At 69.7% G+C, this 15,077-nt stretch carries 11 protein-coding genes; all 11 read left to right on the forward strand.

Annotation, left to right across the window (positions count from 1 at the left end; genetic code table 11):
* The first annotated feature begins 568 nt into the window (after positions 1–568).
* Positions 569–1,780, forward strand: coding sequence for an ATP-grasp domain-containing protein (locus BEI_RS13410; RefSeq protein ID WP_097789995.1), 1,212 nt, complete (start codon positions 569–571; stop codon positions 1,778–1,780).
* Entirely contained in the window at positions 1,777–3,669 is a 1,893-nt protein-coding gene (locus BEI_RS13415; protein ID WP_097789996.1) for an IucA/IucC family protein, read from the forward strand. Before BEI_RS13410 ends, BEI_RS13415 begins: the two co-directional genes overlap by 4 nt.
* On the forward strand, positions 3,666–4,889 hold the full coding sequence (locus BEI_RS13420) for an MFS transporter (protein ID WP_097789997.1): 1,224 nt from the start codon (positions 3,666–3,668) through the stop codon (positions 4,887–4,889). The genes BEI_RS13415 and BEI_RS13420 overlap by 4 nt, the downstream gene beginning before the upstream one ends.
* Positions 4,886–6,733 (forward strand): IucA/IucC family protein, encoded by a 1,848-nt coding sequence (locus BEI_RS13425; protein ID WP_097789998.1) that lies wholly within the window; start codon positions 4,886–4,888, stop codon positions 6,731–6,733. The genes BEI_RS13420 and BEI_RS13425 overlap by 4 nt, the downstream gene beginning before the upstream one ends.
* A 26-nt stretch (positions 6,734–6,759) precedes the next feature.
* Positions 6,760–7,980: a type III PLP-dependent enzyme gene (locus BEI_RS13430; RefSeq protein WP_097789999.1), complete on the forward strand. Its 1,221-nt coding sequence runs from the start codon at positions 6,760–6,762 to the stop codon at positions 7,978–7,980.
* Positions 7,980–8,759: an HpcH/HpaI aldolase family protein gene (locus tag BEI_RS13435; protein WP_097790000.1), complete on the forward strand. Its 780-nt coding sequence runs from the start codon at positions 7,980–7,982 to the stop codon at positions 8,757–8,759. The genes BEI_RS13430 and BEI_RS13435 overlap by 1 nt, the downstream gene beginning before the upstream one ends.
* Positions 8,760–8,888: 129 nt before the next feature.
* Positions 8,889–9,899 (forward strand): ABC transporter substrate-binding protein, encoded by a 1,011-nt coding sequence (locus tag BEI_RS13440; protein ID WP_097790001.1) that lies wholly within the window; start codon positions 8,889–8,891, stop codon positions 9,897–9,899.
* Positions 9,896–10,915, forward strand: a complete 1,020-nt coding sequence (locus tag BEI_RS13445; protein ID WP_097790002.1) for a FecCD family ABC transporter permease — start codon at positions 9,896–9,898, stop codon at positions 10,913–10,915. Before BEI_RS13440 ends, BEI_RS13445 begins: the two co-directional genes overlap by 4 nt.
* Positions 10,912–11,979, forward strand: a complete 1,068-nt coding sequence (locus tag BEI_RS13450; RefSeq protein ID WP_097790003.1) for a FecCD family ABC transporter permease — start codon at positions 10,912–10,914, stop codon at positions 11,977–11,979. The genes BEI_RS13445 and BEI_RS13450 overlap by 4 nt, the downstream gene beginning before the upstream one ends.
* A 3-nt stretch (positions 11,980–11,982) precedes the next feature.
* Positions 11,983–12,840: an ABC transporter ATP-binding protein gene (locus BEI_RS13455; RefSeq protein WP_097790004.1), complete on the forward strand. Its 858-nt coding sequence runs from the start codon at positions 11,983–11,985 to the stop codon at positions 12,838–12,840.
* 148 nt (positions 12,841–12,988) lie between these two features.
* The gene (locus BEI_RS13460) at positions 12,989–15,019 is read left to right on the forward strand and encodes a TonB-dependent receptor family protein (RefSeq protein WP_097790005.1); all 2,031 of its coding nucleotides are present in this window, start codon (positions 12,989–12,991) and stop codon (positions 15,017–15,019) included.
* Positions 15,020–15,077: the final 58 nt, after the last annotated feature.

The following is a 15,077-nucleotide window of genomic DNA, read 5'->3' on the forward strand; positions in this document are numbered from 1 at the left end:
GGCACTGATTGTTCCTCTCACGTCGTCATTGCTTCTTCTCACGCTAGCGCCTCGGCCTGGTGCTCGAACGCCCTCGCTTCCCCCTGCGGGGTGATGGCCCGCCTCGGGCTCTCGGCGTCCGGCATGCCGCGAGGCTCACCTTCCCGCGGCGACCACCGAGCTCCCCTCTCCTCGACCCTGCAGCCGGTCAGCGGCTCAAGACGGGCGTCAAGGGGGCATACCAGCTGGAAACGCCCACCCACCCTCGAGCCCCCCAGGCCGGTGTGAGCACGAAGCCGAATCGCGCCAGCCAGGCGTCGATGCGGTCAACGATGCCACCAGGGAGCCTCGGCGACCGCCGTGTCGGCAGGGAGGCCCGAGCCTGATGCAACCTTCGGCTGCCGAGCGCTGTGGGCGGCGTCACTTCCCTCTGCCACGACCGACCTGGCGATTCGCAACCAGCCGGCCACTCGGTGTTATTGATAATCAATATCAATTGCATCTAGAATGGCGCCACCCAACCCCGGGGATGCCGGCGCCGCCTGCCCGGCCTGGTACCCCAACCCGCTCGAGAGACAAGGAGTCCGCGATGCCCTACCCCGTCGTCTTCGTCGCCCACGTGGTCACGGAGGTCCTCAACGAGGGCTTCCTGTCCGCGGCACGAGAACTGGGGCTGGACCCGGTGATCGTCACCGATCTGCCCAGTGATCACCGCCGACACTTCGCCCAGGAAGGCCTACCCACCTACCCGGAGGCGATTCTCGGCTGTGACGTGTTCAGCCCCATCGCCATTCTCGAGACCCTGCAGGAGGCCGGCATCACGCCCCGGGCGGTGTTCTCCCACAGTGACCACCTGCAGGCCGCCACGGCCCTGGTGGCGGATTACTTCGGCCTGCCGGCCAAGGACTGGCGAGTCTGTTTCGCGGCCAAGAACAAGGCATCCATGCGCCAGCGCCTCGAGGGGCTGTCCCTCTCGTCCTGCTGGCATCGCCTGGTCACGTCGCCCGAGGAGCTCGCCGAGATTCTTCCGCACTGCCCGCTGCCTTGCGTGGTCAAGCCCCGCGAAGGCGTGGCCAGCCTCGACGTCAGCCGCGTCGACAGCCGCGACGCCCTGGCTGTCTGCTGTGAAGGCCTCTGGCAACGCCATCCCGGCCTGGCCCTGTTGATCGAGGAATACCTGGAAGGCGAGCTCTATACCCTGGAGACCCTCGGCGACGGTGAGCGCTTCGAGGTCCTCGGCGGCTTTCGCGTCGAGCTGTCTGCGCCTCCGCACTTTATCGAGCTGGCCGCCCACTGGGGGCTCGACCTGGACCAGTCGGTGATCGATGACGTCGTCGACCAGATCCGCCGCTTCGGCATCGGCTTCGGCTCCTGCCACAGCGAGTTCGTGCTGACGCCGACGGGTCCGCGGCTGATCGAGATCAACTACCGCACCATCGGCGACGGCCGCGAGTTCCTGCTGGATGAAGCCCTCGGCATCGAGCTGTTCCGCACCATCCTGCGCCTGCACCTGGGCGAGGCCTTGCCCGGATTCGACATCGCCCGCAAGGGGCTGCATATCGAGTACGTCAGGGCCACTCGCTCCGGCCAGCTGGTGCAGGTACCCGACGCATTCCGCCGGTGCTGGGAGGACGGCTTCGTCGACTTCCACCCGTTGCGCCGGGCCGGCGAGCGGCTGACCCTGAGCCACTCCAACAAGGACTATCTCGGCGTGCTGCGTGCCGCCGGTGACTGCACCACCCGGCTCAGGGAGCGCGTGTCCACGACCCTGGATTCGCTGACCTGGGAGGTTCGGCCATGACCCTCGACGCCAGCCCGATGATCGAGACCGACGACCGGCGCTACATGCTGGCGCGCGTGGTGGATGCCCTGTTGCGCGAGGACGTGCAGGGCATCACTCGCCAGGCTCGGGTGCTGGAGGAGGCGCCCGTGGCGCTGTCCCGGCTGGAGACGCCTCCCCTCTCGCCTGGCCCCTGGCTGGAGATCCCGGCGCTGGCCTCGGGCACCCTTTGGCTGCCGGTGACGCCGGAGCGCTTCATGCAGTCCTGGCGCTATCGTCACGCCCCCGTGGTGGTGGTCGACGCCCCGGATGAGCGCCCGAGGGAGCTGAAGGACGCGGCGAGCCTGATCGCCTGGCTCGGCGAGGGCCTGGAAGCGGAGGCGCGGGACTACTACGCCGCCTTCGCCGACGAGTGCCGCCTGGCCGAGCAGCACCGGCTCGCCTGCCGCGAGGCCCGGGACGACTACTTTGGCCGCTGCGCGATCGCCCCCCTTCCCACCGAGTGGTCGGCCCGCTTCGCCCACTACGATCGCCTGGCCGCCTTCCAGGATCATCCCTTTTACCCTACCGCCCGGGCCAAGCTGGGCTTCGATGTGACGGCGCTCCGGCGCTTCGCTCCCGAGTTCCAGCCGCGTTTCATGCTGCGCTGGCTGGCGGTGCCCGAAGCCCTCTTCCACGCGAGCGTTACGACCCTGCCCGAGTGGTGGCCGAGCCCCGAGCGAGTGGGACTCGATGCCCGGCTGGCGCGGGATCATCGGCTGCTGCCCGTCCACCCCTTCCTGTGGGCATCGGGGCTCGACGCCATGCTCGAGGAGGCGGGCCTGGCCGAGGGCGTGATCAAGGCGCCCCTGGCGGCCGTCGAGGTGCAGCCCACGCTCTCGGTGCGCAGCCTGATGCTCACCGAGCGCCCCGAGACCCACATCAAGCTGCCGCTGACCATCCGCACCCTGGGCAGCCGCAATATCCGCACCATCAAGCCCAGCACCATCGGCGACGGCCACCGGGTCCAGTGCCTGCTCGGCGCCATCGCCGAGCAGGATGCGCGGCTCGCCGGGCGGCTGCTGCTCACCGACGAGCACCAGGGCGCCCATGTCGCGGGCCAATCCTTCCTCGGCTTCATCCTGCGCCGCTATCCCTCGGCGGTCGAGGACGCCACCCTGGTCTCGGTGGCGGGCCTGGTCGCGCCCAGCCCCGGCAGGGCCAACCAGCGCGAGGCTGCCGGAGGGAACGGCGGGGTGGTCTACGAGGAACTGGCCGAGCGCTTCTTCGACGGCGATGTCCGCGCCTTCCTGCGGGCCTACCTGCGGCTGACCTTCGATATACACCTGACCCTGTGGCTGCGCTATGGCGTGGCGCTGGAGTCCAATCAGCAGAACTCGATGTTGCTGCTGCGCCAGGGCGGAGAGATGCGCCTGTTGCTCAAGGACAATGACGCGCCCCGCCTGCAGCGTGACCGGCTCGAGACCCGCTGGCCGGCGCTGTATCGCCTGGTGGAGGGCCTCGAGGACCCGCGCATCTGGAGCGAGTCTTCCCGCGCCCTCGAGCAGATGTTCGTCACCATCACCCTGCAGCTCAATGTCGCCCCGCTGATCGAGCACCTGGCCGCGCGCGGCCACGGCGAACGGGGCGAGCTCTACGGCGAAGTGCGTCGCGCCATGGCCGACAGCCTGGCCGCCATGCCGGAGGAAGACGCCTCGCCCGTGACAGGGCTGCTGGAAAGGGACTTCCTCGACGCCAAGTACCTGTTGACCGCCGGCACCCTGGCCAGCAAGGCGAGTACCGGGGCCAGCGACATCAACAAGTTCTACGGCAGGACGGCGCCGAACTTCCTGAAGTCGGCCATCGGGGATCAGGCGAGCCCCGGCGCCGCACCGGCGTCGGCGAACACCCGGCTCGAGGCGACGCCATGACCCGGGAAGAACGCCGACGGGTACGGGGCGTGATGCTGTGCCACTTCGTGGCCTCCCTGGCGGCGCTGGGCATGCCGCCCTTCTTCGCCACCCTGCTGAGCGAGGAGTTCGGTTCCTCGCAGCTTCACCTGGTCGGCTGGCTCTATGTGCTGCCCACGGTGTGCTCCGCCCTGGCGGCGCCCTGGTGGGGGCGCTTCGCCGACCGTTTCGGCGCCCGCCGTTCGCTGATCCGCGCCCAGATCGGCCTGGCCCTGGGGTTCGGGCTGGCGAGCCAGGCCGGCTCGGTGGGCGGCTTCGCCCTGGCGCTGGTCGTGCAGGGATTGCTCGGCGGCACCTTCGCCGCCTCCAATACCTGGCTCGCCGGCGAGCTCGAGGGTGAGCGCCTGGCCCGGGCGCTCACCGCCATGCAGGCCTCGGCGCGGGCCGCCCTGGTCGTCGCCCCGATCCTGTTCGGTGCCCTGATGGGGGCGATATCGCCGTTGACCCTGTACGCCTGGCTCGCCCTGTTGCCGCTGACGGCGGCGGCCCTCGTGGCCACCTTTCCGGCCCCGGGGGCATCCCGCTCCGGGGCCGGGACCGCGGACGCCGCGACGGGGAAAGCGTGCCCCACGTCAGGGGACACCGGCGAAAGGGTGAACCCCGGGCTGCTGTTGTGGCTGCAATTCGGCTTCTCTTTCGCCTGCGTGGTCACCTACCCCTACTTCATCGCCGATCTCCAGGCACGCTTCGCCGGGCTCTCCACGGTCACGCTGGCCGCGCTCTTCAGCCTGCCCCACCTGGTGTACCTCGCCTGCTCCGCCCCGCTGGGCAAGGCGCTGGCAGGCTACCGCCCGCGGCACCTCCTGACCCTCGCCTTCGCCGCCATGGCGCTCGCCTGCTGGGCGCAGTACGCCCTCCCGGGTGGCGGCTGGCAGGCCCAGGCCGGCATCTGGCTGGCCCGGCTGGCGATGGGCCTGGCCATGACCACCGCCTTCGTCGCGCTTCATCGGCTGATGAGCGACGCGAGCCGGCAGCGGGCCGGGCGCCTGTTCGGGCGCCTCGATGCCGCCGCCAAGTGGGCCGGCGTCACGGCCGGTCTCGGCGCCGGCCTCCTGGCCTCGCGCTACGGCCTGGCCACCCCCCTGCTGGCCTCGGCCTGGGTGCTGGCCGCCCTCGGACTGAGCCTGGTCCCCGGCCTCACTCGACTTCATTCCTCCCTTTCTCCCAGGAAGCGAACATGACGCCTAGCCGTGATCTCTTCATCGACCGTTCCTCCGTCGCCCCGCAGAGGGCCTTCAAGCTTCAGGACATCCGCGACCAGGCCAGCACCCGCGCGATCTGGGCACTGCTCAACGCCTATTGTCGCGAGGTCGCCGCGCCGGCCGGCGACCTCGTCTGGGATAGCCCCTTCGGCGCCCGCGCCTGGCCGCAGGTGATCCAGCAGCACCGGCGCCTCAGGGGCGGCCATGTGCTGCAGGTCTCGCTGCCGCTCAGCGGCCAGTGGCTGCTGATCGCGGTCGAGCGTCCCTCGATCACCCTCAACCACGCCTACCGCTCCGCGCCGTTCGGCGCCGGCTTCGGCAAGCCCTGGCAGGCGCTGGACTGGCAACGCCTGGCGCGGATGCTGCTCGGCGAGCTGGCCCTGCGCTTCGACCAACCCTTCAACGACGAGCTGCTGTCCCAGATCGGCAACAGCGTCGCGCTGATGGGCGAGTTCATCGCCGGTGCCGATGACGGCGACTGGGGCCAGGGCGAGGCGGCCTACCTGCGCTCGGAACAGTCGCTGACCTTCGGCCATGCCTTCCACCCCACGCCCAAGAGCCGCGAGGGGGTCGCCCTCGACGCCATCCGGCGCTATTCCCCGGAGCTCGGCGCGGCCTTCCCGTTGCACTACTTCGCCGTGGCGGCGAGCGATCTCGCCCAGGCCTCCCATCTCGACGAAGACGCCTATACCCAACTGGAGCGCCAGCTCCCCGAGCTTTCCCTGCCCGACGGCTACCGGGCGCTGCCGGTGCATCCCTGGCAGGTCGGGCATGTCCGTGGCCTGGAGGTGGTGCGCCAGGCCCTCGACAGCGGCCGCCTGCTCGACCTGGGACCGGCCGGTGACCCCTGGTATCCCACGGCCTCGGTGCGCACCCTCTTCCAGCCCGGCCGCGACCGCTTCCTGAAGTGCTCCTTGCATGTTCGCCTGACCAACTGCGTGCGCAAGAACGCCTGGTACGAACTCGACAGCGCCGTCGCCGTGAGCCACTTGCTCAGTGAAGAAGCCCGCGTCCTGGGCGAGACCTTCCCGACGCTGACGCTGATGGCCGAGCCCGGTTTCGTCACCGCCGACTTCCGCGACCAGCCGTGGGAGACCCGCGTCGCCCTGCGGGAGGCGTTCGGCGTGATCCTGCGCCAGACCCCGGCCTGGAAAGAGGACGAGACGCCGATGCTGGCGGCGGCGCTGTTTGCCGACAGCGTCTCGGGGGCATCGCCGCTGGAACGGCAGATCATGGACCTGGCCCGCCACCGGGGCCTGTCTCGGAGCGAGGCGGCGCTGCGCTGGTTCGAGGCCTACGTCGAGCGGCTGGTTCACCCGATGCTGTTCGCCCTGTGCCGGCTGGGCGTGGTCTTCGAGCCCCACCTGCAGAACGTCGTGGTGGGGCTGCGCCATGGCCAGCCCTGCCACGTCTATATCCGCGACCTGGAGGGCACCAAGCTGCTGCCCGAGCAGTGGCCCGACGAGCGCCTGTCCCGGCTCACCGAGCGCGCCAGGGACTCGGTACGTTACCCCGAGGAACTGGGGGTCAAGCGCATCGGTTACTGCCTGCTGATCAACAACCTCGCCCAGGCGGTGTTCTTCCTGGCGCGGCACGACGCCGAGCTCGAGCCCCAGCTGTGGCAGTGCCTCGGCTCGAGCCTGACACGCTACCAGCGGCGCCACGGCAACGCCTTCTCCGCCCGGCTGATCGATCGCCTGCTCGCGGGCGAGCCCTGGCCCAACAAGACCAACCTGCTGAACCGGGTGCTCAAGCGAGCCGACCGCGCCTCCGAGTACGTGCCGCTGGCCAGCCCCTTCGCCCCATCTCTCCACACCCGCTGACTCGGGAATCCCCCCAGGAACACGCTATGCAATTTCGACTCGACACCATGGCCCGGGAAGCGGCCCGCCTCCAGGCGGCGAGCGCCGACCCCCAGTGCGCCTACCTGTACGACCTTCCGGCCCTGCGCCGTCACGTCGAAGGCGTGGTGGCACAGCTGCCCGAACCCTGCGAGATGTTCTACGCCGTCAAGGCCAATGCCGAGGCACCGATACTGGACGCCCTCGAGGGTCGCGTGGCCGGCTTCGAGGTCGCCTCCGGTGGCGAGCTGGCACTGATCCGCGAGCGCTTCCCCGAGGTCCCCGTGCTGTTCGGCGGCCCGGGCAAGCTGGCCTCGGAGCTCTCCCTCGCCCTCGAGCTCGGCGTCGAGCTCATCCACGTGGAGAGCCTGACCGAGCTCGAACGCCTGGCCCGGCTGCTGGAGCCGGGCGATCGCCGCCAGGACATCCTGCTGCGCATGAACCTGGCCACCGACAACCTGCCCTCGACGACGCTGACCATGGGCGGCGTGCCCACGCCCTTCGGCATCGATCCCGACGACCTGGAAACCTGTCTCGCCTTCCTCGAACGCCACCCGGGGATCGTGCTGCGGGGCTTCCACTTCCACCTGATCTCCCATCAGCTCGACGCCGAGGCCCAGCTCAGGCTGCTCGGCGACCTCTTCCGGCAGGTCGAGCACTGGCGCGAGGCGTATCGTCTGGACATCGACCAGATCAATGTCGGCGGTGGCATCGGCATCAACTACCGCGAGCCAGGCCGGCAGTTCGACTGGCAGGAGTTCTGCGGCGGGCTCGCCCGGCAACTCGCCGAGCCGCGCCTGCGGCGCTATCGCATTCGCTTCGAGTGCGGTCGCTACCTGACCGCTCCCTGCGGCTACTACCTGATGGAGGTGATGGACCTGAAGCGCAACCACGGCCAGTGGTTCGCGGTATGCCGGGGCGGCACTCACCACTTCCGCACCCCGGCGGCACAGGGTCACGACCATCCCTTCGTGCGCCTGCCGGGGCGCGGCGGCGATGGGAAAGCGCTGGCCCGGACCAGGGTCAGCGTCGTCGGCCAGCTCTGTACCCCCAAGGACGTGCTGGCCCGCCAGGTCGAGGTCGAGCGACTGGCCATCGGCGACATGCTGCTGTTCACCCTGGCCGGCGCCTACGCCTGGAACATCTCCCACCAGCATTTCCTGCGCCATCCGGCGCCGATCATGCACTTCATCGATGATGACCGGGTCGACGACGAGGAGAACGCCTGATGCTCGACGCCAATCCCCTCAAGCGCCGTCTCGACCAGGGCGGTTGCGTCTACGGCATGCTCAACTCGGTGCCGACCCCCTGGCTGGTCGAGATGCTGGGCCATGCGGGCTATGACTTCGTGGTGCTCGACCTGGAGCATCTGAGCGTCAATCCGGAGGCCATGGAACACATGATCCGGGCCGCCGAGTGCGCCGGCATCACCTCCCTGGTGCGGGTACCGGGCATCGATCCCGGGGCGATCCAGCGCGCCCTGGACGCCGGCGCCATGGGCGTGGTGGTGCCGCGTGTCGAGAACGCCGACCAGGCCCGCCAGGTGGTCGCGGCGGCTCGCTTCCGGCCGCTCGGCCGACGCGGCATCACCGGGGGCCGGACCACCGGCTTCGGACGCCTGCCCCTCGGCGACTATTTGAATCGCGCCAACGACGAGCTCCTGGTGGTGCTGATGATCGAGTCCGCCCTCGGCGTGGAGAACATCGACGCGATCACGGAGGTGGACGGGGTGGACTGGATCCTCGAGGGGGCCATGGACCTGGCCCATGACCTGGGCGTCGCCCCGGACACCGGACACCCCGAGGTGCGCCGGGCGCTGGACCGGGTCGCCGGGGCCTGCGCGCGGGCGGGACGCCGCTTCTGTGCCATCCCCCGCGCCGAGGGCCAGCACCTTTACTGGCGGGAACGCGGGGTGGCGACGTTCCTGGTGGGCGAGGACCGCGGCATCCTGTTCCGCCGACTGCGCGAGCTTCGCGCTGCCTTCGATGCGGCGGACGCAGGTTCCTGACGCAGGCTTCCTGCCTGCCCGTTCCCCGGCACCCAGGCGGCCGGGGAACGTCAACCCTAATGCAAATGACTCGTCTTTAAATTACAATCCCCTGCCATATTTCGCCCAAGCTTGATGGAAGGAAGGCGCATGGCATGCGAGTGTTTCCCCCGCCCACCCCGAGCGCGACGCCGCGCCAGCTGCCGCAGGCGGCTCATCGCCCTGGGTCTTGCCCTCCTTGTCGGGACGAGCCAGGGAGCGCTGGCCGAGGCCCCCGACGATGGCGACCGGCCCTCGCTGCGGGATGACAGGGGCACCCCGATCGAGGCCAGAACGGTCGAGCGGGTCGCGGCCATCTCGACCTTCGCCGCCGACACCCTGGCCGCCCTCGGTGTCGCCCCCGTCGGCGCTTCGACCTTCGGCAGCGAACCGCTGCCCCGCTATCTCGGCGCGCCGCTGGCCGATACCCGGAGCCTCGGCCAGCGCGCCAGCACCAACCTGGAGCTGCTCACCGAGCTCGACCCCGAGTTGATCATCGGCATCCATCGCTATACCGAGCCCCATGCCCGCCAGCTCGAGGCCATCGCCCCCTTTCACGCCTTCGATGTCGTCAGCCTGGAGGACAGCCGCCGCGCGGTGACGGGGATCGCCGCGGCGCTGGGCAAGCGCGCCGAGGGCGAGGCGATGAACCGGGCCTTCGACGAGCGCCTCGCCGGCCTCGTCGAGCAGGCCCCCGGGGGCGTCAGTGCCATCCTGCTGACCGGCGCCGGGGAGGCGCCCTTCGCCTATTACGACCACTTCCTGACCGCCACCCTGCTCGAACGCCTGAAGGCGACCAACGCCGCCGGTCCGTCGCCGGCCCCGGAGCGGAACATTCCCTTCGGCTACTCGATCAGCCTGGAGCGGCTGCTGGCCCTGGACCCCGACGTCATCTTCCTGTTCCGCACCGGCAGCGAGCGGGCCTTCGCCAACAACCCGGTATGGCCCTATCTCGAGGCGGTCAGGAACGGCCGGGTATACGAGGTCGGCCCCCACTGGAAGGAAGGCGGCGGCCCCATCGCGCGCCGCCTGATCGTCGACGAGATGGCCTGGCGACTCTATCCCGAGACCTTCGAGCGTCCCGAACTGCCGGACGCCATCGCCAGTCACCCCTACCCATGAGCACCTTGCTGCCCTCTTCTGCCGGCGCCACGGCACCTCGTGGCTCGAGACTCGCGCTGCATGGCGCCCTGCTCGCCGTCGCCATCGTCGCCACGGGCGTACTGGCCATGGTCATCGGCAGCGTGCCCCTGTCGCTTGATGAGCTGATCGAGGTGGCAGCCGGACGCGGCGAGGGCATGGCCGCGATCCTGGTGCTGGAGCTGCGCCTGCCCCGCTTCGTCGCCGGCCTGCTGGTGGGGGCCAGCCTGGGCCTGGCCGGTCAGTTGATGCAGACGGTGACCCGCAACCCCCTGGCCTCCCCCGGCATCACCGGCGTCGTCGCCGGCGCCTCGATGGCCGTGGTCATGGCCCAGGTCGGCTGGCGGGTGGATGCCACCTGGCTCCCCGCCATCGGCATGGTCGGGGGCGCAGGCGCCGCCCTGCTGACATTCCTGCTGGCGGCGCGCAGCGGCTTCTCGCCGCTGATGCTCGCCCTGGCCGGGATGGCGGTCACCGCCCTGGCGTCGGCCCTGGTCACCGCCTTCCTGCTGTTTTCCGGTGCCCAGGCGCAGCAGCTCTATGGCTGGCTGGCCGGCGGCCTGCAGGGCCGCGGCTGGGCCCATGTCGGCCAGATCCTGCCCTGGGCCCTCGGCGGCCTGGCGCTGTCGCTCGCCACCGGGCGCTGGCTCAACCTGATGCAGCTGGAAGACAGCATGGCGCGCTCCCTGGGCGGTGCCGTCGGCCTGCTGCGCTTGGGCTTCGTGACGCTGGCCGTGGCACTGACCGCGGCGTCGGTGGCGGTCGCCGGTCCGGTGGCCTTCATCGGCCTGATTGCCCCTCACCTGGTGCGCCTGCTGGTCGGCATCGACCAGCGCCAGGCCCTGCCGCTGGTGGCCCTGACCGGCGCCCTGCTGGTCTCCCTGAGCGACCTGCTCGCCCGTAGCCTGGCGGCGCCCCAGGAACTGCCCCTGGGGCTGTTCACCGCCCTGATCGGCGGTCCGCTCTTCATCGCCCTGATTCGCGCGAGAACGCCATGACCCTTTCCGCCCGCGCCCCTTCCATCACCGGCACCTCCGCGAATGACCGAATGCGCCTGCTGGTCGCCGTGCTGCTGACCCTGGTCGCCCTGGGCGCGCTCGCCAACCTGCTGTTCGGTGCCGTCACCCTGTCGCCTGACCGCGTATGGCTGGCCCTGACCGGCGACGCCGCGGCCCGGGATCCGGTCGCAGAGGACATCATCTGGAACCTGCGTCTGCCGCGCCTGCTGGTGGGGGCCCAGGTCGGCATCCACTTCGCCATCGCCGGCTCGCTGCTGCAGGCGGTGATGCGCAATCCCCTGGCCGACTCCGGGGTGATGGGCATCAATGCCGGCGCGGGCCTGGCGGCGGTAGTGACCTTCGCCGCCGCGGAGCGCCTGGTCGGCGATGGCAATCCCTATCTGCGCGCGGCCCTGAGCCTCGACTGGCTGCCGCTGATCGCCTGCCTCGGCGGGCTGGTGGCGGCGGCCGTGGTCTACCGGCTGAGCTGGAACGAGGGCTCGACGCCGGTGCGGCTGGTGCTGTGCGGCATCGCCGTGGCGGGCCTGCTCAGCGCCCTGACCACCGGCATTCTGGCCGGCTGGGCCCAGGCCACCACCGAGACGGTACTGGCCTGGCTCTCGGGCAGCCTCTACGGCCGCGACTGGGAGCACCTCGGCACCCTGCTGCCGTGGACGGTGGGCAGCCTCCTGCTGCTGCCACCGCTGGTGAGGGGCGGCAACCTGCTGCAGTTGGGCGACGACGTCGCCGCCACCCGCGGGCTCGGCGTCGAGCGCTCGCGCTTCGCCCTGCTGCTGGTGGCGGTGCTGTTCGCCGCCAGCGCGGTCGGCATCGCCGGCCCCGTAGGCTTCGTCGGCCTGATCGTCGCCCATGTGGCACGGCTGATGGTCGGCCCCGACCTCGGGCGTCAGCTCATCGTCAGCCCGCTCTGCGGCGCCCTGCTGGTGCTCGTTTCCGACCTGACCGGCCGCGTCGTGCTGATCCCCGCCGAGCTGCCCATCGGCGTGGTCACCTCCCTGCTCGGCGTGCCCTTCTTTCTCGCCCTGTTGTCCAGGAGGCCCTGAGCGATGCCCCTTCCTTCCACCCCCGGGGAGGCCCCTGGCGCCCCGGCCGCGCCGCGCCTTGCGACCCGCGACCTGCGCCTGGGCTATGCCGACAAGGTCATCGTGTCGGACATGACCCTCGACTTCGAGCCGGCCCGCATCCACTGCCTGATCGGCCCCAACGGTTGCGGCAAGAGTACCCTGCTGCGCGCCCTGTCCGGCCTGATGACGCCCTGGCGCGGCGAGGCCCTGCTCGATGGCCGCCCGGTGACGTCCTGGCCCCGCCGCCAGCTGGCCCGACGCCTGGCCATGCTGCCCCAGCACCCCCAGGCCCCCGAAGGGCTCAGCGTCGAGCAGCTGGTACGCTATGGCCGCTTTCCCCACCAGCGGCTCTTCGCCTCACTCGGCGAGCAGGATCATGCCCGGGTGCGCTGGGCGATTCGGGTCACGGGCCTCGCCGGCTACGAGGGCCGCCCGTTGTCGGCGCTGTCCGGTGGCGAGCGCCAGCGGGCCTGGGTCGCCCTATGCCTGGCCCAGCAGGCCGACCTGCTGATCCTGGACGAACCCACCACCTACCTGGACCTGGGCCATCAGTTGGAGATCCTGGAGTTGCTCCAGGCACTCAATCGCGAGCAGGGGCTCACGGTGATCATGTCGCTGCACGACCTCAACCAGGCGGCCCAAGTGGGCCACCGGCTGGTCGCCATGCGCGCGGGCCAGCTGGTCCAGGCAGGGTCTCCCACCGAGGTGCTGACGGAACGGCTGCTGATGGATGTCTTCCGTATCCGCGCCCGCATCATCGATGACGCCCCGGTGCCCCATGGCGATGCTGCAGCACCCTATTTCGTGCCGATGTCCTCGCTCAACCCGCCGGCGCTTTGATCCCGCCCCTAGGCAGAGAGCATAAACTCATATAACATTGATAATCGTTTTCATTAAGATTAACAACCGAACGAGTACTCTCGCTATGCTTCGCTCCTGCTGCACCCCCAGAACGCCCCTCGCCGCCGCTATTGGCCTGGCATCCGCCATGCTCGCCTCCGCCGCCCAGGCCCAGACATCCACCCAGGCGCAAGACGTCACCGAACTCGATACCCTGGTGGTCCAGGGCGACTGGCTCGGCAACCCCACGGAGGAGGAGGTGAAAACCTACCCCGGCTCGCGCACGGTGATCGAGCCCGAGCAGCTACACGACAGCGGCGCCCTGAACATCGAGGACGCGATGCGCTCGGTGCCCGGCGTCCAGATTCTCGACGAGACCGGCACCGGCGTGCTGCCCAACATCGGCCTGCGTGGCCTCAATCCGCTGCGCAGTGAACGCCTGAAGATGATGGTGGACGGCTACCCGATCGCCATCGGCCCGTACAGCAACGTCAGCGCCTCGCTGTTCCCTGTGACTCTGCAGAGCATCGACACCATCGATGTGGTGCGCGGCGGCGCGGCGGTGCATTACGGCCCCAACAACGTCGGCGGCGTGGTCAACTTCCTGACCAAGCCGATTCCCGGGGACGTCGAGCAGACCCTGTCGGAGCGGGTGACCATCGCCGAGGACAGCGGCCATGTCTTCCACGACACCTACTACCGCATCGGCGGCTTCGTCACCGACGACCTGGCGCTGCAGTTCCAGGCCAACGTCCAGGGCGGGGAAGGCTTCCGCGAGCACTCCGAGACCGACGTGCAGAACTTCCTGGTCGACGCCGAGTACTTCATCGACGATCGCAATACGCTGGACGCCAGCGTGCAGTATTACGACGTGGACGCCGAGCTGCCCGGGGCGCTCAGCCCAGAGGCCTACGAGCGCGACCGCACCGACTCCCAGCGTCCGCATGACGCCTATGAGGCGGACATGCTGCGCGGGACCCTGGCCTGGACCTTCACCCCCAGCAGTGATGTCGAATTCACCTGGCGCAACTTCGCCCACCGGGCGGATCGCACCTTCTTCTTCGGCCAGGACCTGACCAGCGGCGGGCACTGGGCCGATCCCGAGGCGACATCCAGCCACGTGGCCGACTCGCCGCGGGTGTTCCATGTCTGGGGCACCGAGCCGCGCCTGACGGTACGCGAGGGCATCCATACCGTCACCCTCGGCGCGCGCTACGTGAGCGAGGAGGTCGACTTCGACGTCAATCGCCAGCAACTCGACGATGGCAGCCACTCCACCGTGCGCCGTTGGGATCTCGAGACCGACGCCGTGGCGCTCTATGCCAGCGATACCCTGAGCCTGATGGACGGCCGGCTGGAGCTCACCCCGGGACTGCGCTACGAAGACGTGCGCATGGACTTTTCCGACGAGCTGAACGACACCGCCTCGACCAACGACACCGACGAGCTCCTGCCGGGACTGACGGTGGGCTTCGCCGCCACCGATGAGGTCTTCCTGTTCGCCAACGCCCAGAGGTCGCTGGTGCCGGTACAGATCGCCCAGGCCACCCGCGACGGCGACGTGGCCAACGAGACCGCCTGGAACTATGAGCTGGGTGCACGTGTGGATGTCACGCCGACGCTCACCACCACGGCGACGGTGTTCCGCATCGACTACGAGGACCAGATCCAGTTCGACAAGCCCAGTGATCGCTTCGTCAACCTGGGCGAGACTCGTCACGAAGGCATCGAGCTCGCAACCGACTGGCAGGCTAGCGAGCGCCTGGCGCTGGGCCTCGGCTACACCTACCTGTCGACCGAGCAGCGTAGCGGCGACAACGCCGGCAACGACCTGCCCAACGCGCCGGAGCACCATGTCAGTGCCAGCGCCGATTACGAGCTGAATCAATGGCAGGCGAACCTGAGCGCCAACTACTACAGCGACAGCTTCAGCGATGCCGCCAACACCGAGCAGGAGACCGCCAACGGCAGCGCCGGCAAGCTGCCCGCCTATACCCGGGTCAACGCTCGCATCGGCCGCGATTTCCGCCTCGATGCCGCTACCACCCTGAACCTGGGACTCTCGGCCACCAACCTGCTCGACGACGACGCCTACTTCCGCGGCGCCGACGTCAGCCCGGTGGGCCGCGTTCCGATGCCGGGGCGGGCGTATATGCTGGAAGGCAGGATCGCCTTCTGACCTGCCGTGGCATCCTGATTGCGTGATCCCATCCCACCAGCGGCGGCCTTCGGGCCGC

The sequence above is a fragment of the Halomonas beimenensis genome (assembly GCF_002549795.1).
Taxonomy (GTDB): domain Bacteria; phylum Pseudomonadota; class Gammaproteobacteria; order Pseudomonadales; family Halomonadaceae; genus Halomonas; species Halomonas beimenensis.